The 21,307-nt window shown below is 65.0% G+C and carries 13 protein-coding genes; 8 read left to right on the forward strand and 5 right to left on the reverse strand.

All coding sequences use genetic code 11. From position 1 onward, the window contains the following. On the reverse strand, positions 1–2,572 hold a 2,572-nt coding region (recC, locus tag BG60_RS09360; protein WP_034471173.1), incomplete at its 3' end, for an exodeoxyribonuclease V subunit gamma. A gap of 203 nt (positions 2,573–2,775) precedes the next feature. On the opposite strand from recC, the gene BG60_RS09365 reads away from it, so the two are divergent. Then, positions 2,776–5,322, forward strand: coding sequence for an FUSC family protein (locus BG60_RS09365; protein ID WP_034471175.1), 2,547 nt, complete (start codon positions 2,776–2,778; stop codon positions 5,320–5,322). 7 nt (positions 5,323–5,329) lie between these two features. Here the strand turns inward: BG60_RS09365 and BG60_RS09370 are convergent, their stop codons facing one another. Together BG60_RS09370 and BG60_RS09375 are read right to left on the reverse strand one after the other, a co-directional pair. Further along, the gene (locus BG60_RS09370; RefSeq protein WP_008350594.1) at positions 5,330–5,551 is read right to left on the reverse strand and encodes a hypothetical protein; all 222 of its coding nucleotides are present in this window, start codon (positions 5,549–5,551) and stop codon (positions 5,330–5,332) included. A gap of 281 nt (positions 5,552–5,832) precedes the next feature. Next, positions 5,833–6,306, reverse strand: coding sequence for an Lrp/AsnC family transcriptional regulator (locus tag BG60_RS09375; RefSeq protein WP_033536869.1), 474 nt, complete (start codon positions 6,304–6,306; stop codon positions 5,833–5,835). A gap of 127 nt (positions 6,307–6,433) precedes the next feature. Between BG60_RS09375 and BG60_RS09380 the strand changes: the two genes are divergently transcribed. Further along, the gene (locus tag BG60_RS09380) at positions 6,434–7,042 is read left to right on the forward strand and encodes a cysteine dioxygenase family protein (RefSeq protein ID WP_081851837.1); all 609 of its coding nucleotides are present in this window, start codon (positions 6,434–6,436) and stop codon (positions 7,040–7,042) included. A 7-nt stretch (positions 7,043–7,049) separates the two neighbouring features. Here the strand turns inward: BG60_RS09380 and BG60_RS09385 are convergent, their stop codons facing one another. Both BG60_RS09385 and BG60_RS09390 read right to left on the reverse strand, forming a co-directional pair. After that, positions 7,050–9,722: a mechanosensitive ion channel family protein gene (locus tag BG60_RS09385; RefSeq protein ID WP_034471177.1), complete on the reverse strand. Its 2,673-nt coding sequence runs from the start codon at positions 9,720–9,722 to the stop codon at positions 7,050–7,052. 115 nt (positions 9,723–9,837) lie between these two features. Further along, positions 9,838–10,311, reverse strand: coding sequence for a BCAL1086 family glycoprotein (locus tag BG60_RS09390; protein WP_051996467.1), 474 nt, complete (start codon positions 10,309–10,311; stop codon positions 9,838–9,840). Positions 10,312–10,488: 177 nt separating this feature from the next. On the opposite strand from BG60_RS09390, the gene BG60_RS09395 reads away from it, so the two are divergent. The 6 genes from BG60_RS09395 (at position 10,489) to BG60_RS09420 (ending at position 21,070) form a co-directional block, all read left to right on the forward strand. Beyond that, complete coding sequence (locus BG60_RS09395; protein ID WP_034471179.1) at positions 10,489–11,070, forward strand: DJ-1/PfpI family protein; 582 nt, start codon at positions 10,489–10,491, stop codon at positions 11,068–11,070. 194 nt (positions 11,071–11,264) lie between these two features. After that, the gene (locus BG60_RS09400) at positions 11,265–11,573 is read left to right on the forward strand and encodes a hypothetical protein (RefSeq protein WP_144403775.1); all 309 of its coding nucleotides are present in this window, start codon (positions 11,265–11,267) and stop codon (positions 11,571–11,573) included. Between the two features lie 512 nt (positions 11,574–12,085). Next, on the forward strand, positions 12,086–12,919 hold the full coding sequence (locus BG60_RS09405) for an IclR family transcriptional regulator (RefSeq protein ID WP_008350606.1): 834 nt from the start codon (positions 12,086–12,088) through the stop codon (positions 12,917–12,919). A gap of 321 nt (positions 12,920–13,240) precedes the next feature. Further along, positions 13,241–14,596, forward strand: coding sequence for an MdtA/MuxA family multidrug efflux RND transporter periplasmic adaptor subunit (locus BG60_RS09410; RefSeq protein ID WP_034471181.1), 1,356 nt, complete (start codon positions 13,241–13,243; stop codon positions 14,594–14,596). A 15-nt stretch (positions 14,597–14,611) separates the two neighbouring features. Next, a complete protein-coding gene (locus BG60_RS09415) occupies positions 14,612–17,731 on the forward strand; it encodes an MdtB/MuxB family multidrug efflux RND transporter permease subunit (protein WP_034471183.1) in 3,120 nt (1,039 codons plus the stop codon). Between the two features lie 3 nt (positions 17,732–17,734). After that, positions 17,735–21,070, forward strand: coding sequence for an efflux RND transporter permease subunit (locus tag BG60_RS09420; protein ID WP_034471185.1), 3,336 nt, complete (start codon positions 17,735–17,737; stop codon positions 21,068–21,070). The last annotated feature ends 237 nt before the right edge of the window (positions 21,071–21,307 follow it).

Here is a 21,307-nt window from a genome sequence, read left to right on the forward strand (position 1 = left end):
CGGACTCGGCATCGACGAGCGCAATGCCCAGGCGGTCGCGCAACAGCGAGCGCGCCGGATGCCGCCAGAAGCGCACGAAGTCGTCGAACGCGACGGTCTGCGCGTCGTCTTCCGGCGGCAACGGCGCGCTGAAGAATCGCGCGACGGGCTGCGACTTGCCCGACTCCAAAGCGCGAGCGAGTTCGGCGCGCTCGGGTTCGTAAGTGAAGAGCCTGCCATCGTCGCGAAAATACTCGGGCGCATACGGCTGCAGCGGATGCTCGAACACGAAGCGCGCGCGCGCGTTCGCGAGTTCGTCCGGCGCCGCGTGCTTGCCCGCGACGGACTGCGCGAGATAGTCGAGCAGTTCGTCGATGAGCGCGGCGGGCGGCAGCACGGCGTTGTCGCGGATGCTGCGGCCCGTGTACGCGATCATCAGCCGGTCGCGCGCCGCGAGCGTGAGATCGAGAAACAGATTGCGCTCGTCGTCGCGGCGCTGACGGTCGCCGAGCTTGCCGAAGCGCGCCATCAGATCGAACTCGTCGGCGCGCGCGAGGCTCGGCAGCATGCCGTCGTCCATGCCGAGCAGACACACGACGCGATACGGCAGCCCGCGCAAGCTCGTCAGCGACGAGAACGTGACGCCGCCCCAGGGCACGCCGCCGCGCGCTGGATCGTCGAGCGTATCGGTGAGCGCGGTGCGGATCACGGCGGCCGATACTTCGGTCACGCCCGCGCCCTCGTCCATTGCGGCGATCAGCGAATCGATCGCGCGGCGCACGTCGCCGACGGCGTCGGCGAACGCGACGCCCGCATCGAAAAAACGCTCCAGCGCGTCGAGCAGCAGATCGCCCCAGGCGCGCGCGGTGCGCGCTCTCGCGATGCGTTCGGCGAACGCGTCGATGTCGTCGACGAAGCGCGTGAGACGGCCGAGCAATTCGGCCTCCGACCCGTTCGCCCCTTCGATCGGCAGCCAATCCGCGACCGGCGCGCCGCCGCCCGGCAGCGCATAGCCGAGATAGAGCCGCGTGAGCGCATCGGCGAATGTGTGACGCGCGGCGGGCACGTCGTCCGCCGTCACGTCGTCGGGACGCAGGCCGCGCCGCGCGCCCGCCGCCGCGAGCCACGCCTGCGCCGTTTCGAGCGCGGCGGCGTCGATCCCGTAGCGCGCCGCGATCGCATCCACGCGCAGCCATTCGACGAGCTCGGGCGCGCCGACGCTGCGTTCGGTGAGCGCGAGCCAGTCGATGAGCGCGCGCGCGACGGGATTCGCCTGCGACGGCGGCAGGCCGGTAATCCGATACGGAATGCGCCGGCGCTCGTTGCTCGCGCCCGCGGGCGCGGTGCCGAAGATGCCGTCGATGAGCGGCCCAGCGACTGCGAGATCCGGAAACGCGACGAGCACGTCCGAAGGCTCCAGCCCTTCGATATCGTCGAACCAGTCGAGCAAGCGATCGTGCAGCACTTCGAGCTGGCGCGACAGGCTGTGACAAACATGCACTTCGATGCCGTTCTCGACGATGTCCTCGGGCTGCGGCTCGGCGCTGTCTTCATCGAGCGCGAGGATGCCGTTTTGCAGACGCGCGAGCCACGTAGGCGCGGGATTGTTCTCGTACAGTTGCCGCTCGCTCGACGCCGCGCTCTCGGTCAATTCGTGCAGCATGTGCAGTTGCGCCTGCGTCTGCCGGCCCCACTCCGCGAGCAGCGGATGACCGACTTCCTGATAGTCCGCCTCGCCCTTCAATTCGAGTTGCTCGACGCGCGCCTCGCTCACGATGTCGAACCAGAACTCGCGGCAAGGATTCTGTGCATAAACGCGCACGTCGATCCAGCGCGACAGCTCGCGCAAGAGCGCGATGTGCAGCGGCGGCATCGTCGGCAAGGCGAACACGCTGATGCGGCTCGGCCATTGCGCGCGCATCACCGTATCGAGATCGAAGCCGGGGGAACCGGCGAGGAAGCGGTATGCGGGCGGCGTCGGGTCTTTCTCGTCGCCGTTCGCATCGCGGGACAGGTCTTCGAGCAGTGCGCGCCAGAGCGCTCGTTGCCAGCGCTCGTCCTCGCGCTGGATGTCGTTCGCGCCAGAAAGACGCGGGCCGCGCGCGTCGATTTCGGCATTGCTTCCCGTGAGAATCGAGCCGCCCGCCTGCCAATGCGCGAGCCACTCGGGCCGATACGTCAGATAGTGATCGAAGACTGTCGCGATGCGCCGCGCGAGTTCGTAGCGCATGGAATCGTCGGCGGCGTTCAGATACGTCGATAGCCGCGCCGAATCGCCGAACGATGGATCTTCGAAGAGCCGATAGCAACGCCACGCGAGCCGGTCCGGCGAAAACGGCGAATGCGCGGGCACCGGCAGCACGCGCCCGATCTGCGCCCACAGCCATTGCGCGAGATAACAGAAGTCGACGTTCGCGCAGATGCCGAAGCGCTCCGCCATATCGAGTTCGAGCCGGCGCCGCAACGCCGCGCTCGGCACGATGACGGACTCGCGCGCGAAGGGATCGCCCTCGCGCATCGCAAACGCGTCGAGGTCTTCGAAGAGCGCTGCGGCGAGCGTCTCGTGACGATTCGAATAGAAGAGTTCGAGCATGGAAAGCGGCTTGCTATGCGGTCTGTGAAAGCTTCACCGGCGCGCGATTTGAAAAGCTTTGTCAGCTAATGCGCCAGCATAACAAAGCGGACGTGCCGCCGAGAACCTGGCCGAATGGCCGAGGGTCGAAGCCCGGGTGAGTTGGGTTAGACTCGATTCTCGCTTCGTCTCCATGACGTCAACGAGCGTAAAACAGGAAGTCGATGCGCTATTCGTTCGAAATCAGGAAGTTCATTTACAGCCAGTATTTCTTTGGCGGGTTGCGCATCGCGCTCGGCGTATCGCTGCCCGCCGTCCTGATGCTCACCGTCTTTCACAATCGCGAGCTTGGTTTCACGATCGCAACCGGCGCGCTCGGTGCGTGCGTCGTCGACATGCCCGGCCCGCTCAGGCACAAGCACAACGAGATGCTCGCGTGCACGGTGATCGGCTTTCTTGCGGCGCTCGCAACGGGCATCGCGACCGCGAATCCGATCACGCTCTGGCTGACCATCGTGCCGCTAACGTTCGTGCTGTCGCTGATCGTCGTGTACGGCAATCGCTGGCCGCAGATCAGCTTCGCGACGCTCTTCATGATGGTCGTCACGCTGGAAGAGCATTTCACGCCGATGCAGGCGCTCATCAACGCATCGTGGATTTTGCTGGGCGGCCTCTGGTACACGTATTGGGCGACGCTGGTCTCACGGCTGCTCGTCTATCGCATCGAGCAGCAGGCGCTGGCCGAAAGCATCTTCAGTTGCGCGGAGTATCTGCTCGCGCGCGCCGAGTTCTACGACAGCGACGCCGATCTCGACGAGTGTTATCGCGTGCTCATCGAAAAGCAGATTGCGGCCGTCGAGCGGCAGGAAGCGGCGCGCGACATCGTGCTGCGCAACTTGCCGAAGGTGAAGAGCGGCAAGCTCGACGCGCGGCGCGCGCGGCTCTTCAATCTGTTCATCAACGTGGTCGATCTGCACGAGTTCTTCGTCGGCGCGCATACGGACTATCCGCTCGTGAGAAAGACGTTCGCCGGCTCCGACGTGCTGATCTTCTATCGCGACCTGATGCGCAAGGCGAGCGCGGATCTCGAGGAAATCGGGCTCGCGGTGCTGCAGAACAAGGCGGCCGGCCGGCAGATCAGCATGAAGGCCGAACTGCGCGCGATCGAATACGAACTGGAACTGATGCGCAAGCACGGGCTGCCGGAGAAGAATCCCGAAGCGTACGCGGCGGCGGCCGCCGTGTTCAGGCGTCTGTGGAGCGCGACGCGTCTCATCGACAAGATGCGCCGCCGCACGCGCGACGAACCGAGCGTCACCGAAACCGAAGTGCAGATCGACCACGCGCTGTCGCGCTTCATATCGAGCCGGCGCGTGCCGTTCATGCAGATATTCTCGAACCTCACGATGTCGTCGCCGAGTTTCCGGCATGCGCTGCGCGTGACGATCGCCGTGGGTATCGGCTTCTGGCTCGGGCGTCTCTTGCCGCTCACGAACGCGTACTGGATCGTGATGACGACCGTCATCATTCTGAAGCCCGGCTACTCGCTCACCAAGCAGCGCAACACGCAGCGGATCATCGGCACGGCGATCGGCTGTGCGGTGACCATCGCGCTGATCCTGTTCTTCAAGGAGCCGCATATCCTGCTCGTCGTGATGTTCGCGTCGATGGTGATGAGCTACAGCCTCCTGCTTTTCAACTATGCGGCGAGCGTCGTGTTCACGTCGTCGTATGTGCTGCTGATGTTCCATCTGCTCGCGCCGGGCAACATGCGGATCATCGGCGAGCGCGCGATCGACACCGTCGTCGGCTGCGCGATCGCGATCGCGGCGAGTCATCTGTTTCCGTACTGGGAATATCGGCTGATGGGCAAGCCCGTGAAGGATCTGCTCGCCGCGACGCGTAATTATCTCGAAGCGAGCTGGTGGTGGCGCGGGACGCAGACCGACAAGGCGCGCGCGGCTGCGGTTCACGCGCCGGCGGCCGAAACGCCGGTCGATCGCGCCGTGTTCGCCGATGCGAACGCGGGTGCGGTGGCGGCGACGTCGTCGGCCGTGGCGACGCCCGCGCAAACGGTGACGATCACGGCGGAAGCGGTCAGCGAACCGGTCGAGCCGATGGCCGCCACGCCGCCGCCCGCCGCCGATTCCGCGATGAAAGCCGCGAGCGCGACGGCGCAGCGTTTATCGTCGGTGAGCATCGGCGAGAGCACGGCGGCCACGGCGAGCAAGGGCGCATCCGCCGCGGCGACGGTGACCGCCACGGCGCTCGACCGCGACTTCCGCTACCGGCTCGCGCGCAAGAACGTGCATATCGCGTTCGCCAATCTCGCGCAGGCGTTCCAGCGCATGATGCTGGAGCCCAAGGCGCAGCAAAGGTATGCCGCCGAATTGAACGATCTGCTCGTGCAGAGCCATGTGCTCGCCTCGCAGATCACCGCCGCCGCGCCGCTGCTGCAATCGCTCAACGAGGTGGGCGGTCAGCCGTTCGAGCCGGTGCAGCGCACCTTCGGGATCGTGCGCGACAATCTCGCCGAGGCCGAGGGCGAACTGCCCGCCGCCGCCAAGCCCGATGCGCCGCCCGCTCACGCGGACGCGCTCAAGCAACTGCGGCGCGATCTGGACAAGATGGTCGTCGATGCAGAGCGCGCGCAGTCGCTGCCCGCCGATGCGCTTCACGATCTCAAGCTGCTCGCGCATCAATGCAAGCAGATGCTGACGGCGTCATCGCTGATCGAGAAGGACGCCGCGCAGATTCGCCTGCCGGTTTGACGCGTGCCTACTGCGACGCGCCGACCGCCGGCACGGCGGGGCGCACGTCGCTCGCCGCGGATGGCTGCGCGTTTTCCTCGTCGAACTCGCGCTTCTCGCGGATCGCGTTGAACAGGATCGTGCCGATCACGATCAGCACCACGACCACGATGAACACGCTGACGGCGCGGGTCGGATTCTTTTTCGGCGTACCGTCCGGGCGGCGCGGATCGCGGGGGTCGTGGCTCATGAATGGATTCGTGGCGGCGTGTCGGGAAGGACCCGCTATGGTACTCGGGTTGGGTTTCAGTTGGATTGCGGGGCGCCCATCGTCGTTTCGCAACCCGCGCCGCCATCGCGAAATTCTCTGCTGCACGCGCGCGCTTGAACGCGGCCCGTCCGATTGACGATACTAGTCACGATTCCATGCGCGTCCGATCCCGGGAAGGGCTAAAGGGGCAATCCCGGGATACCTAGTGACCGGACGTGTTGAGCCGCCCGCCCGGGCGGCTTTTCTTATGTGTCGGCGGTTCAGGGTTCGAGCGTGGGGCGCACCGGCAACGCCGTCGAATACTTGATCTGCTCCATCGCGAAACTCGAGCTCACGTCATACAGCGGCACGGCGCGAATGAGTTGCTTGTAGACGCGATCGTAGTCGTCGATATCCGACACCACGACGCGCAACAGATAATCGGTCTCGCCGCTCATCCGGTACACCTCGACCACTTCCGGAATATCGCGCACGGCGCGCGTGAAATCGTCGGCCCAGGTCTGCGTGTGCTGGTTGGTGCGTACCGCGACGAACACCGTCGTCCCGACGCCCAGCTTCTTCGGATCGCACAACGCAACCTGCGCGCGGATCACGCCCGTCTCTTTCAGACGCTGCACGCGTTTCCAGCACGGCGTCTGCGAAAGGTTCACGCGCTGCGCGAGTTCCGCGATGGGCATCGTCACATCCTGCTGAAGCAATTCGAGCAGCTTGCGGTCGATGAGGTCCATTCCCATGCTGCACCCCTTATAGGAAATTATTCTATTTCTTGATGGTCGAGCGGAATTATATGGAAACTAATTCTGGAGGCAAGCCGGTATAAATGAGCGGATCGAACAACAACGACGCGACGGCTCATCCACTATGCGACTCGAACATGTCAGCCGCCTGGCGCGGCCCTCTTCATCGGCTTTGGCGGCTTCCCCGGCCGCCGATTGTGCCGCGTTACGAAACCCCGCGCTCGAACGACTGTGCCGCGAAATCGACGCCGCATTCGCCACCGCCGAAGCGGATTCGCGCGCGTCGTTCGGCGAGCGCGTGCGCCTCGCGCTGCAACGCGCGATCGCCGATCCGGGTCTGCTGCGCCCCGATCAGCGCGTGAGCGATCCGCGGAACTATTGCCGTCATCTGCTCGCCGCCGACCCGCTCAACCGTTACGCGATCGCCGCGCTCGTCTGGGAGCCGGGGCAAGCGAGCCCGGTGCATGGTCATCGGACATGGTGCGGCTATGCGGTGATCGATGGCGCGCTCGAAGAAACGCTTTATCGCTGGGATGCAGTCGCCCATCGCGCGATCGAGACGCGGCGTCATCCGCGCGCGCCGGGCGCGGTGTCCTATGTGGATGCGGGACGCGGCGCGATTCATCAGCTCGGCAATCCCGCCGATGCCGCCGCGCGCGCCGTATCGCTGCATGTCTACGGCGTCGCGGGCGAGCAGATCGCCACACACGTCAACGATCTGCTCGCCGCCTGAAAAAAGCTCAGCCCTTCCCCGGCTCGGACGCGGTCGGAATCTGCGGCGGAATCTGCACGGATTGATCGGTCGGCGGCGGCGCCGGCTGGGGTTCGTGCGAAACGTCGCGGGCCGCGGCTGCGGCGATCTTCGTCTCGCGCACAAAGGCCGGCCCGGCCGCGAGTTCTTCTTCCTCTTCCACCGGCGCCGGCGCCTCGCCCGTCCAGATGCGCCGCGCGCGCTCGCGTCCTTCGGCGTCGGCGCCCGACATCGCGTCGCGCGTCATTTGCACGTGCATCTGCGGAACCGGAATCTCGATGCCGGCTTCGTCCATCTTGCGCTTGATACGCAGATTGAACGCCCGCGCGACGCTCCATTGCTGCAACGGGCGCGTCTTGATCTGCCCTTTCACGACCATCCAGTTCGGATCGAAGCGGTCGAGTCCCCACACTTCGACCGGCCCGAGCATTTCGAGCCGATAGCGGAAATCGTCCAGCAGATCCGCGCCGACTTCGCGAATCATCTGCGTGACCTGGTCGACGTCCGCCGAAAACGGCACGCGCACCTCGAACACCGCGTACGCGAAATCGCGCGACAGATTCTTCACCGTCTTGATCTGCGAGAACGGAATCGCGTGGATCGCGCCCTGGCCGTCGCGCAGGCGCACGGTGCGGATCGTCAGGCTTTCGACGATGCCCGCGTGACCGCCTTCGACCTCGATCGAATCGCCGACCGAAATCGTGTCCTCGATGATGATGAAAAGCCCGGTGATCAGATCCGCCACGAGCGATTGCGCGCCGAAACCCACCGCGAGGCCGATCACGCCCGCGCCCGCGAGCAGCGGCGTCACGTTCAGGCCGAGATTCGCGGCGGTGACGATCGCGGCGACCGTCAGCAGGAACACGAACACCACGTTGCGCACGAGCGGCAGCATCGTGCGGGCGCGCATGCTCGGGCCGCGTCCGCCGCGCCGCGCCGCGTCGGGCCTGAGCGCTTCCTGAATGCCCGTGTCGATCAGAATCCAGATCAGCCAGACGACGAAGAACGTCAGCACGATCATCCCGACCGCGTGCGTGATGCCGCGCGCGGCGACGCTCTCCTCGGCCATGTGCGCGAGCGAGAATCCCCAGAAACGCGACGACAATTCGAGGAACACGAGCCAGACGCCGACCACGATCATCGTGCCGACGAACTTGACGAGCCTGCGCACATACGCCGACTGGCGGCGCGGTTTTCTCGACTTGGGCCGCGTGATACGCACGACGATCGCCGAGAGAAAGAACGCGACGACGAGCAGGCCCGCGGTGGCGATCGCCATCTGCAGCACGTTTTCCGACGTACCGATGCCCATGAGCGTCGCCACGACCGACGCCGACGCGAGCAGGAGCAGCGGCAACTGCCAAAGCGACGCGACCACTTCGAACGTCTCGGTCGCGGCCTTGCGCGTGTTGCGCTGCTCGTACGTGCGGCTGCGGATCAGATGCGCGACGGGCCGCTGGAACGCGAGCGCGAAATACGCGGTGAGCGCCGCGGCGCCCATGTTCGCGCACGTCGAGATCAGCGCGGAGAGATTGGTGCCGAGCTGCTGCGCGACGTCGTAATTCGCGGCGGCGTCGCCGAGCGCGCCGAGCGTGCCGATCAGAAAGAGAAGCCGCCGCGCGCGGCCGATGAGCAGGTTCACCGCGACGCGCCGGTGCGCCGAGCCGAACAGCGAGAACATGATGAGACAGATTGCGGAGAACACCGCGCCCGCGACGATTGCGTAAGCGGTGACCATCGCGAGCGTGCGGCCGAGCGACAGCGGCATGTAGTGCGTGAACGTGAGCGCCGCGAGGAACGCGAACAGGTACGGCGCGACGCGGCGCAGCGTGAAGAGCAGCAGTTCGCGCGTCGTCGGGTTCGAATGCAGGCCGCTGTCGATGCCGAATCGCGCCCGCACGCGCCGCTGCAGATAGACGAGCGCCATCGCGCATGCGCCCCAGCCCGCGAGCGTCGCGAAATAGTTGAAGAGCGTGCGGCCGAACGATTCGCGGCTCTGGCTCGTGACGATCGTGAAAAGCTCGTTGCCGGCGGCGTTGAAGCGTCCGACCCAATAGGCGATAGGCGTCTTGCCGCGCTTCACGTCGGCCTCGATGTTCGTGAGCGCCGACGCGATCGCGCCCAGCAAGCCCGCGTTCTGCGCGATGGTCGCCACGACCGACGATGCCGTCGTTCCCGAAGTCGGCTGTGCGCCCGCTGCCGTGCCGCTCGCGGCGGTGTCCGCCGTCGCGGAGGCCGCCGCCGCGCCGGATGCCGGAGCGGTGGAATCGGCGGCGCGCTTCGCATCGCGCAGATGCTTGAGCTGCGCGACGAGCGCCGTGCGCTGCTTGTCGCTATCGAGGGTGGCGATGATGTTGTCGAGCGAGCGCAGCATCTCGGCGTCGGACATCGCGGGCGCCGACGCGGCATCCGGTGCGGATGCGGGCGCGGCCGGCGTGATCAGTTCCTGGAACGTGGGCAGCGTGAGGGCCTGTGCGGCCTGGACGGCAGGCGAGGCGAACACGATCGACGCGGCCAGCGCGGCGAGCATCGACGACATTGCAAGCGAAAACGCGCGCGCAGCGTGGCGCGCGAGTGCGGCGCGCAACAGCACGCTCGCCGCCATCCAGGAGATCGCGCCAGACTCCGCCGCGCTTCGCGGCGCGAGCTTGCGTGACTTCATAACGGTCTCGATTTCTGAAAGTCCGCCAGTTTAGCGGCTATAACAGGGAGGCCGCCCAAAGCGGACGTAACCGAATGTTAAGCGCTTCTGCGTTGATTTTTCAGACGAAACAGCTCTATTTATCCATCTCGGTGCGCTCGCCGCTGGACTCGGACGTGGGTCCGGCGACCGAGCCTTGCGCGCTCGCTTGCGGATTCGACGCGCCGCCCGACTGCGCGGACCATTCCTGCAGCTTGCGCCCCGCCGATTGCAAGCCCGCGCCCGTCGCGCTCGCGGCATTGTTGATCGCGGCGTTCGTCGCGCTCGCCGCGCTGTCGAAGTTCGATCGCGCCGTCGCGGCGACGCTGCTCGCGGAGACATCGGGCATCGATCCGGCGCTGTCGATGTTCTGCTGCGCCGATTGTTTCGCGGCATCGACCTTCTGGCCGACGTAGCTCGCCGCCTGGTCGAACTTCTGGCTCGTCTGGCTCGCCAGATTGTTGAGAGCGCTCGCGGCCTGCCCCGCGGTTGCGTCGTGCTTCTCGCACGCGGCCAGCACGCCCAGCGCGGCGAGCGTCACGGCGATGCGGGTCATGGGAGTCATCTGCATGGTGATACCTTCCTTCGTCTCGAAACTCGCGCACATCATACGCTGTCGGTGCGCGTCGCTTCGCGCCGTCACATGCGAAGCGCGGCGCGAATAGTAGACTGATCCGCGCGGCGCGCGCGCGATGGAGCGGCGCGCGGCATCGAGCATCCGACAACCCATTCCCTGACGAGGTTAGCGATGGCTGCCAAGAAGATTCTGTTTCTCACCGGCGATTTCGCCGAGGACTATGAAACGATGGTTCCGTTTCAGGCGTTGCAGGCCGTCGGCCATACGGTGGATGCGGTGTGCCCCGGTAAAAAGCGCGGCGACACCGTGAAGACGGCGATCCACGATTTCGAAGGCGATCAGACTTATACGGAGAAGCCGGGACATCGCTTCACGCTGAATGCGAGCTTCGACGACATCGATCCGGCCCGTTACGACGCGCTCGCGATCGCAGGCGGCCGCGCGCCGGAATATCTGCGCCTGAACGATCGCGTGCTCGAACTCGTGCGGCACTTCGCGCAGGCGAACAAGCCGATCGCCGCGGTCTGCCACGGCGCGCAATTGCTCGCGGCGGCGGGCGTGATCGAAGGGCGGCGCATTTCCGCGTACCCGGCGTGCGCGCCCGAAGTGCGGCTCGCGGGCGCGACTCACGCCGATATCGCCGTCGATGAGGCCATCACCGATGCGAATTTCGTCACCGCGCCCGCATGGCCCGCGCATCCGGCGTGGATCGGGCAATTCCTGGCGCTGCTCGGCACTCGAATCGAACTTTGAAACCTTGCATCGCAGGGGAACCTCGCCTCTGGTCAACGGGGTGCGCCAGCCTTACATATAGCTGGCGCAAACGATTTACCCGCGGTGAGCGGCGAATAGAATTTTCCCTCTACATTTCGGAGACTTCTGGTTTTGGCACCCTATACGGTTGGCATATATTTGCCGCCGTCCCGCCTCCCACGAAGTCTCGCACCATGCTCTTCATGAATGTCGCCGTCGCCCTTGTCGCAGGGTTGATGCTCTTCGAGCCGTTCACTCGCGCCCCTGTCTCCCGCTTCACCACTCCACGCATGCGTCGCAGTCTCGCTCACCGCGCTTTCTGTCAGGCGGGCGCTGCATTCTTCGCGGCTCTGCTCATCGCGACGAGCCCGCCCGCGCCCGAACGAATTTCGCCGCTCGTCGTGTACTCGGTCGCGCTATTGCTGGTGTGCGCAGCGGTCTACTGGATCGGGCGCGGCAAACGCTTGCTTCGGCAGCCACGCGTGTTTGCGAACATGTATTGATCTCCCAGCGCGGCGCACATTGCGCCGCGTTTTGCTTTCGGCAGCGAAGATGACTGCCGCTTCTCTCCCCATCATTTCCTTTCGACGTCCGAACGACGAGACCCGGCTCCCCCGCGCTTTCCGGTATATTCGCGCCAAGACTTTCGACGAACGCACGGACGAAAAAAAAGGCGCTACGTTTCCGTAGCGCCTTAAAAGTTCTAGCCATTCCGAGGGCCGTGCTAGAACCTGAGAGCCTGTCTCCGAAGCTCGGGCGGTAAGCGCTGAAGCGCACATCACCCCGGGTTTCGAAATTCGGTTCCATTTTTTCCGGGATCGCTGCTCAAGTCAAGCAAAATCTCGCGGTCCGGGCAACTGCCCAAGTTTCGTTCAACATGCACCGAAACACATAAAAGTTTCATTGCGGGTACAGCTTATCCTGAAGGTTTGCATCGTTTGCAAGTTTCTCGTGCTGGCCTTGTAGAATTGCGCCAGGTCATCAAACAAAACGATGTTTCACTTAACGAATGCCTATGCAAAACGAACCGTCGGTGGGCCGCGAACGCGCCCGGGAGAAGGACGGCGAGGAAGTCACCGCGCTCGCCCGCGGGCTCGATGTGCTGCGCCGGATCGCCGCCGCGGACGCGCCGGTGAGCAATCGCGAACTGACCGACTGGACGGGAATTCCGAAGCCCACGATATCCCGGATCACCGCGACGCTCGTCGGCGCCGGATTGCTGCACCGCTTGCCCGACAGCGAGCGCTTCGTGCTGACGGCGTCCGTTCTCGAACTGAGCAACGGATTCTTACGTAATTTCGATATTCGCGCTCGAGCGCGCCCGTTTCTTATCCGTCTCGCCGAGCGCACTGGTCTCTCGGTGCACCTCGCCGTGCGCGATCGTTTGGAGATGGTTGTAATCGATGCCATTCGGCCGCGGTCCGCCGTTCTGGTGTCGCGGCTGGAAGTCGGCGGCAGGATGGACCTGAGCCGCACCGCTGTCGGACGCGCGTATCTCGCGGTGTTGTCCGACGCGGATCGGCGTGCGCTGATCGGCAGCTTGCAGATCGCATCCGGCGACGACTGGCCGGCCATCGCGGGCGGCTTGCAACGCGGCCTCGACGATGCGTTGCGCCTCGGCTTCGCGATCTCCATCGGCGAATGGCATCACGGATTGAATGCGGTCGCGGCGGGCTTCGTCGGGCCGTCCGAAGAACGCTATTCGGTCAATTGCGGCGGCGCCGCGCATCAGTGTCCGCGCGACATATTGATCGACGAGGTCGCGCCCGCCCTGCTCGATTGCGTCGAGCAGATCACACGCGAGATCGGCGGAACGCACGCCCCGAACCTATTGCGCGCCGCCAGTTAGACTACGCGACGGCCGCCGCGCGGCCGAACGCCTTCGAAAGCGCGGCCGGTTGCGCGTGTAACACTCGTAATCAACAGAAAGAAAGGCCGGTGGACGCCCTCGGGTGCGGGACGTAGCATCATGCTTCGCGCGCACCGGGGTCGCGCCGGATCGCTCGCCTAACTCGACAGGCAGCCTTTCCAGCCGCTTTCAACGGCCCCGCGTCATTCACGGCCTCCGCTTCGGTCTCGGTTCATGCGCGCGGCGCATCGTCTGGCGCTTGAACCGTGACCGCCGCCCGTCCGCGCTCCGAACAGATTTGAAAGACCAGCCTCCGAACCGATGGACGACCAAAAGAATCCCCCAGGGCACTCGCGCCCGACGCCTCCGACGCCTGCCGCCATCGAACCCGCGCCGCGGCGGCGCCGGGTCGTGCCGCTCATCGTCGCGATCCTGATCGTCGCCGGCGCAGTTGCGTGGTGGCATCCGTGGAATCGCGGCGAGAGCGGCGGCACGAGCGGCGCGCCGGAAGCCCGTCAAGGCGGAAGGCGCGGCATGCCGAATCCGATGAATCAGCCGCAGCCGGTGCATGTCGCGACCGTCACCCAAGGCGAAATGCCTGTGGTCATCAATTCGCTCGGCACCGTGACGCCGCTCGCGAACGTCACGGTCAAGACGCAGTTGAACGGCACGCTCGTCGATGTCGCGTTCAAGGAAGGCCAGATGGTCAAGAAGGGCGACGTGCTCGCGCAGATCGATCCGCGTCCGTATGAAATCTCGCTGCGCAACGCCGAGGGCACGCTCGCGAAAGACCAGGCGCTGCTGCAGACCGCGCGCCTCGACCTGCAGCGCTATCAGACGCTGCTCTCGCAGGATTCCATCGCGAAACAGCAGGTCGACACGCAGGCGTCGCTCGTCAAGCAGTACGAAGGCGCGGTGAAGTCGGATCAGGCCAACGTCGATACCTACAAGCTCGATCTGACCTACGCGCGCATCACGGCGCCGGTGTCGGGGCGCGTCGGCTTGCGTCAGGTCGATCCGGGCAACTACGTGACGACGGGCGACACGAACGGCGTCGTCGTCATCACGCAGTTGCAGCCGATCAGCGTGATCTTCACCACGTCCGAAGACAATCTCGCCGCGATTCTCAAGCCGCTGCACGCGGGCACGAAGATGTCGGTCACGGCGTATGACCGTGCGAATATCACGTCGCTCGAAGCGGGCTATCTCGAGACCGTCGACAACCAGATCGACACGACGACCGGCACCGTCAAGCTGCGCGCTACCTTCGACAACAAGGAAGGCATGCTTTTCCCGAATCAGTTCGTGAACACGAAGCTGCTCGTCGATGTCATCAAGAACGCGACCATCGTGCCGACGCCGGCGGTGCTCAACGGTTCGTCGGGCGCGTTCGTGTACGTCGTGAAGCCGGACAACACCGTCACCGTGCGCAACGTGAAAACCGGCCCGGTCGACGGCGAGCGCACCAGCATCAAATCCGGACTGCAAGTCGGCGAGCGCGTGGTCATCGACGGCTCGGACCGCCTGAAGGAAGGCGCGAAAATCACGATTCCGGCTGAAAAGGCGAAAGCGGCATCGGGCGCGTCGGGTGCATCGGGCGCGTCGGCTGCGGCGCCGGCTTCGGCGGCGTCGGGTGCGCGCCACGGCGGTCATCGGCGTCAGCAATCGCAGCAGTAAGCGCAATTCGAAAGCATGAATCCATCCCGCATTTTTATTCTGCGTCCGGTCGGCACGGCGCTCCTGATGGCGGCGATCATGCTGGTCGGCCTCGTCGCGTTGCGCTTTTTGCCGCTCTCGGCGCTGCCCGCCGTCGACTATCCGACGATCCAGGTCCAGACGTTCTATCCGGGCGCGTCGCCCGACGTGATGACGTCGAGCGTCACGGCGCCGCTCGAAAAGCAGTTCGGGCAGATGGCGAGCCTGAACCAGATGTCGTCGCAAAGTTCGGCGGGCGCATCGGTCATCACGCTGCAGTTCAGCCTTGATTTGCCGCTCGATATCGCCGAACAGGAAGTGCAGGCGGCGATCAACGCAGCGGGCAACCTGCTGCCGTCCGACCTGCCCGCGCCCCCGATCTACGCAAAGGTGAACCCCGCCGACGCGCCGATCATGACGCTCGCGGTCAGCTCCAAAACCTTGCCGCTGACACAAGTGCAAGACCTCGCCGACACGCGTCTCGCGCAGAAGATCTCGCAGGTCGCGGGCGTCGGCCTCGTATCGGTGAGCGGCGGCAATCGCCCTGCCGTGCGGATTCGCGCGAACACGCGCGCGCTGGCGTCGTATGGCCTGAACATCGACGATCTGCGCACGACGATCTCGAACCTCAACGTCAACACGCCGAAGGGCAACTTCGACGGCCCGACGCGCGCCTACACCATCAACGCGAACGACCAGCTCACCGACGCCAACGCGTACAAGAGCGCGGTCGTCGCGTATCGCAACGGCCGTCCGGTGATGCTGACGGACGTCGCGAGCATCGTCGAGGGGCCGGAGAACACGAAGCTCGGCGCATGGGTCGATTCGACGCCCGCGATCATCCTGAACGTGCAGCGTCAGCCGGGCGCGAACGTGATTGCGGTGGTCGACGGCATCAAGAAAATCCTGCCGCAATTGCAGCAATCGCTGCCGGCCGCGCTCGACGTGCGCGTCGTCACGGACCGCACGACGACCATCCGCGCTTCGGTGCGCGACGTGCAGTTCGAACTCGCGCTGTCCGTCGTGCTGGTCGTGCTCGTCATCTATCTGTTCCTCGCGAACGTCTACGCGACCATCATTCCGAGCTTGTCGGTGCCGCTGTCGCTCGTCGGCACGCTCGCGATCATGTACCTGTGCGGCTTCTCGCTCGACAACCTCTCGCTGATGGCGCTGACCATCGCGACCGGCTTCGTGGTCGACGACGCCATCGTGATGATCGAGAACATCGCGCGTTACGTCGAGGAAGGCGATCCGCCGCTCGAAGCGGCGCTGAAGGGTTCTAAGCAGATCGGCTTCACCATCATCTCGCTGACGGTCTCGCTCATCGCCGTGCTGATTCCGCTGCTCTTCATGGGCGATGTCGTCGGCCGCCTCTTCCACGAGTTCGCGATCACGCTCGCGGTGACCATCGTCATTTCGGCAATCGTCTCGCTCACGCTCGTGCCGATGATGTGCGCAAAACTTCTGCGCCACACGCCGCCGAAGGAAAGCAAGCGCTTCGAGGCGCGCGCGCATCAGTTCATCGATTACGTGATCGGGCGTTACGCGGTCGCGCTGGAATGGGTGCTCGCGCGCCAACGCGCGACGCTGTTCGTCTTCGTGCTCACGCTCATTCTGACCGCCGTGCTGTACGTGTACATTCCGAAGGGCTTTTTTCCGACGCAGGACACCGGTGTGATCCAGGCGATTACGCAGGCGCCGCAGGCCGCGTCGTATCAGGCTGTCGCGGACCAGCAGCAGGCGCTCGCGAAGAAGATTCTGCAGAACCCGGACGTCGAAAGCCTCACCTCGTTCGTCGGCGTGGACGGCTCGAACATCACGCTGAACAGCGGGCGCATGCTCATCAACCTGAAGCCGCGCGACGACCGCAGCAATACGTCGAGCGATGTCATCCGCGAGATTCAGAGCGAAGTCGCCGATATTCCCGGCATCAAGCTGTACATGCAGCCGGTGCAGGATTTGACGATCGATTCGACCGTCAGCCCGACGCAGTATCAGTTCATGCTGACGGACCCGAACGCGTCGGAGTTCGCGGAATGGGTGCCAAAGCTCGTCGAGCGGCTGCAACACACGTCCGTGCTGACGGACGTCGCCACCGATCTGCAGCAGAACGGCCAGTCGGTTTATATCGAGATCGACCGCGAGACAGCCGCGCGCTTCGGCATCACGCCCGCGACCGTCGACAATGCGCTCTACGATGCATTCGGCCAGCGCATCATCTCGACGATTTTCACGCAATCGAACCAGTACCGCGTGATTCTCGAAGCCGAACCGTCCGACGCGCATTACAGCGAAACGCTGAACGGCATCTATCTGCCCTCTTCCACCGCGACCAACGGTCAGGTGCCGCTCTCGGCCATCGCGAAGTTCCACGAACGCGCGGCGCCCTTGCTCGTCACGCACCTCGGCCAGTTCCCGGCGACGACCGTTTCCTTCAATCTCGCGAAGGGCGCGTCGCTCGGCGAGGCCGTGAAAGCAATCGAGCAGGCCAAGGAGGAAATCGGCTTGCCCGCGTCGTTCCAGATCCGCTATCAGGGCGCCGCGCTCGCGTTCCAGGCGTCGCTGTCGAACGAGCTATTCCTGATTCTCGCGGCCATCGTCACGATGTATATCGTGCTCGGCGTGCTGTACGAGAGCTTCATCCATCCGATCACGATTCTCTCGACGCTGCCGTCCGCAGGCGTCGGCGCCCTGCTCTCGCTGATGATCACCGGGCACGATCTGGACATCATCGGCATCATCGGCATCGTGCTTCTGATCGGCATCGTGAAGAAAAACGCGATCATGATGATCGACTTCGCGCTCGAAGCGGAGCGCGATCAGGCCAAGCCCCCGCGCGAAGCGATCTTCCAGGCGTGTCTGCTGCGCTTCCGCCCGATTCTGATGACCACGATGGCCGCGCTCCTCGGCGCACTGCCGCTGATGCTCGGCTGGGGCGCGGGCTCGGAGCTGCGGCGTCCGCTCGGCGTGGCGATCGTCGGCGGCCTGATCGTGTCGCAGTTGCTCACGCTGTTCACGACGCCCGTCATCTATCTCGGCTTCGATTCGCTCGCCCGCAAGCTGCGCGCGCGCTTTCATCGCGACGCGCCGCCGGCCCCGGCCAGCGAGGGCCGCTGAGTCATGAACCTGTCGCGCATCTTCATCGCCCGGCCCGTCGCCACGACGCTGCTCGCGGTCGGCATCGCGCTCGCGGGCATGTTCGCGTTCGTGCGCTTGCCGGTGGCGCCGTTGCCGCAAGTCGATTTTCCGACCATCTCCGTGCAGGCGTCCTTGCCCGGCGCGAGTCCGGAGACGGTGGCGACGAGCGTCGCGAGTCCGCTGGAGCGACATCTGGGCACCATCGCCGATGTCAGCGAAATGACCTCGATGAGCTCTGTCGGCACGACGCGCATCACGCTGCAATTCGGCCTGAATCGCGATATCGACGGCGCCGCGCGCGACGTGCAGGCCGCGATCAACGCCGCGCGCGCCGACCTGCCGACCGCGCTGCGCCAGAATCCGACGTACCACAAGGTCAACCCCGCCGACGCGCCGATTCTCGTGCTCGCGCTCTCCTCGCCCACGCGCACGGCGGGCTCGCTCTACGATTCCGCGGCGACCGTGCTGCAGCAGACGCTCTCGACCGTGCCGGGCGTCGGCGAAGTGGACGTGAGCGGCTCGGCGAATCCGGCCGTGCGCGTCGAGCTCGAGCCGGGTGCGCTCTTTCACTACGGCATCGGGCTGGAGGACGTGCGCGCCGCGCTGGCGTCGGCGAACGCGAACAGTCCGAAGGGCGCGATCGAGTTCAAGGGCACGCGCGTCCAGCTCTACACCAACGATCAGGCGAGCAAGGCCGCGCAGTACAAGGACCTCGTGGTCGCGTACCGCAACGGCGCGGCGGTGAAGCTTTCGGATGTCGGCGAAGTGGTCGATTCCGTCGAAGACTTGCGCAATCTCGGCCTCATCAACAACAAGCGCGCGGTGCTCGTGATCCTGTATCGCCAGCCGGGCGCGAACATCATCGAGACGATCGACCGCGTGAAGTCGATGCTGCCGCAGTTGCAGGCCGCGCTTCCCGCCGACGTGCAGATCACGCCGACCGCCGACCGCTCCACGACCATCCGCGCATCGCTGCACGATACCGAGCTCACGCTCGTGATCGCCGTGGCGCTCGTCGTGATGGTCGTGTTCCTGTTCCTGCGCAACTGGCGCGCGACGCTGATACCGAGCGTCGCCGTGCCGATCTCGATCATCGGCACGTTCGCGGCGATGTATCTGCTCGGCTTCTCGCTCGACAATCTCTCGCTGATGGCGCTGACCATCGCGACGGGCTTCGTCGTCGACGACGCGATCGTCGTGCTCGAGAACATCACTCGGCATGTGGAAAAAGGGGTGCCGCGGATGCAGGCCGCCATACTCGGCGCGCGCGAAGTCGGCTTTACGGTGCTGTCGATCAGCGTGTCGCTCGTCGCCGTGTTCCTGCCCATTTTGCTGATGGGCGGCATCGTCGGGCGGCTGTTCCGCGAATTCGCGCTCACGCTGTCGCTCGCGATCGCGGTGTCGCTCGTCGTCTCGCTGACCGTCACGCCGATGATGTGCTCGCGCCTGCTCGAAGAGCCGCACGAGCGCAAGCAGGAAGGCCGCGTCGCGCGCTGGCTGGAGCGCCAGTTCGATCGCATGCAGCGCGGCTATGCGCGCACGCTCGGCTGGGCGCTCACGCATCCGCGCACGATTCTCCTGATCCTGCTGGCGACCATCGGGCTGAACGTTTATCTGTACGTCATCGTGCCGAAGGGCTTTTTCCCGCAGCAGGACACGGGCCGCATCATCGGCGGCATTCAGGCGGACCAGAGCACGTCGTTCCAGGCGATGAAACTCAAGTTCGCCGAGATGATGAAGATCGTCGAAGCGGACCCGGCCGTCGACAGCGTCGCGGGCTTCACGGGAGGGCGCTCGACCAATTCGGGCTTCATGTTCATCTCGCTCAAACCGAAGAGCGTGCGCAAGGTCTCCGCCGATCAGGTCATCAACCGCCTGCGCAAGCCGCTCGCGGATGTCGCCGGCGCGCGCACCTTCCTTCAGGCGGTGCAGGACATTCGCGTGGGCGGGCGGCAATCGAACGCGCAATATCAGTTCACGCTGCTGTCCGACTCCACGGCGGACTTGTACAAGTGGGGGCCGCTTCTCACCGAGGCGCTGCAAAAGCGCCCCGAACTCGCCGATGTCAATTCCGACCAGCAGCAAGGCGGCCTCGAAGCGATGGTCACGTTCGACCGCGCGACGGCCGCGCGCCTCGGCATCAAGCCCGCGCAGATCGACAACACGCTCTACGACGCATTCGGCCAGCGGCAGGTATCGACCATCTACAACCCGCTGTCGCAGTATCACGTCGTGATGGAGCTCGCGCCGAAATACTGGCAGGACCCGGAGATGCTCAAGCAGATTTACATCAGCACGTCGGGCGGCACGGCGAGCGGTTCGGCATCGACGCAATCGACGACCACGTCCGGCACGACGACGACCGCGTCCACTTCGGCGACGGGATCGACGGGCGCGGGCGGTTCCTCGACGAGCACGTCCGACACAACCGCAGCCCTTGCGCTGGCCGCCGTGAAGAACTCGGCGACCAACGCGATCGCGGCGACGGGCAAAAACGGGTCGTCGTCGGGTGCTGCGGTGTCGACATCGAAGGAAACGATGGTGCCGCTTTCCGCGATTGCGAAGTTCGGGCCGGGCAACACGCCGCTTTCGGTGAATCACCAGAGCCAGTTCGTCGCATCGACGATCTCGTTCAATTTGCCGCCGGGCAAGTCGCTCTCCGACGCGACCGCGGCGATCTACGAGACCATGGCCACGATCGGCGTGCCGCAGACCATTCACGGCAGCTTCCAGGGCACGGCGCAGGCGTTCCAGCAATCGCTCAACGACCAGCCGCTCCTTATTCTGGCGGCGCTCGCAGCGGTTTACATCGTGCTCGGGATTCTGTACGAGAGCTACATCCATCCGATCACGATTCTCTCTACTTTGCCGTCGGCGGGCATCGGTGCGCTGCTCGCGTTGCTGTTGTTCAAGACGGAGTTCAGCATCATCGCGCTGATCGCGGTTATTTTGCTGATCGGCATCGTGAAGAAGAACGCGATCATGATGGTCGATTTCGCGATCGAGGCGACGCGCCACGGCGCGCAGACGCCGCAGGACGCGATCCGCGAGGCGTGTCTGTTGCGCTTTCGCCCGATCATGATGACGACCGCCGCCGCCCTGCTCGGTGCGCTGCCGCTGGCGTTCGGCAGCGGCGAAGGTTCGGAGATGCGTGCGCCGCTCGGGATCGCGATCGTTGGCGGGTTGATCGTGAGTCAAATGCTCACGCTCTATACGACGCCTGTGGTCTATCTTTATATGGATCGGTTTCGGATTCGCGCGGAAGAACGGCGCGCTCGGCGGCAGCGCGGGGCGGGGCCGGCTGGCGCGGCGGAGTGAGGTTTTGCTCTTTGTTTTCTCCGGATCGCGGAGTGGGCGTTTGTTGTTGGTCCTTCGCCGGATCCCGGAGTGGGCGTTTGTTCTTGGTCCTTCGCCGGATCCCGGAGTGGGCGTTTGTTCTTGGTCCGTCGCCGGATCCCGTTTTGCTCTCGGTCTATTAGCACTGCCCCTGTGCGGGGCGGCAGTCACTTTCTTTGCTGCTGCAAAGAAAGTAACCAAAGAAAGCAGCTCGACACG

Source organism: Caballeronia zhejiangensis, assembly GCF_000698575.1.
Classification (GTDB): Bacteria; Pseudomonadota; Gammaproteobacteria; order Burkholderiales; family Burkholderiaceae; genus Caballeronia; species Caballeronia zhejiangensis.

Bases quoted from the DNA above. Each gene is read 5' to 3' on its own strand.
- BG60_RS09365 (WP_034471175.1), top strand. From the start codon at position 2,776: ATGCGCTATTCGTTCGAAATCAGGAAGTTCATTTACAGCCAGTATTTC.
- BG60_RS09370 (WP_008350594.1), bottom strand. From the start codon at position 5,551: ATGAGCCACGACCCCCGCGATCCGCGCCGCCCGGACGGTACGCCGAAA.
- BG60_RS09375 (WP_033536869.1), bottom strand. From the start codon at position 6,306: ATGGGAATGGACCTCATCGACCGCAAGCTGCTCGAATTGCTTCAGCAG.
- BG60_RS09380 (WP_081851837.1), top strand. From the start codon at position 6,434: ATGCGACTCGAACATGTCAGCCGCCTGGCGCGGCCCTCTTCATCGGCT.
- BG60_RS09385 (WP_034471177.1), bottom strand. From the start codon at position 9,722: ATGAAGTCACGCAAGCTCGCGCCGCGAAGCGCGGCGGAGTCTGGCGCG.
- BG60_RS09390 (WP_051996467.1), bottom strand. From the start codon at position 10,311: ATGCAGATGACTCCCATGACCCGCATCGCCGTGACGCTCGCCGCGCTG.
- BG60_RS09395 (WP_034471179.1), top strand. From the start codon at position 10,489: ATGGCTGCCAAGAAGATTCTGTTTCTCACCGGCGATTTCGCCGAGGAC.
- BG60_RS09400 (WP_144403775.1), top strand. From the start codon at position 11,265: ATGCTCTTCATGAATGTCGCCGTCGCCCTTGTCGCAGGGTTGATGCTC.
- BG60_RS09405 (WP_008350606.1), top strand. From the start codon at position 12,086: ATGCAAAACGAACCGTCGGTGGGCCGCGAACGCGCCCGGGAGAAGGAC.
- BG60_RS09410 (WP_034471181.1), top strand. From the start codon at position 13,241: ATGGACGACCAAAAGAATCCCCCAGGGCACTCGCGCCCGACGCCTCCG.
- BG60_RS09415 (WP_034471183.1), top strand. From the start codon at position 14,612: ATGAATCCATCCCGCATTTTTATTCTGCGTCCGGTCGGCACGGCGCTC.
- BG60_RS09420 (WP_034471185.1), top strand. From the start codon at position 17,735: ATGAACCTGTCGCGCATCTTCATCGCCCGGCCCGTCGCCACGACGCTG.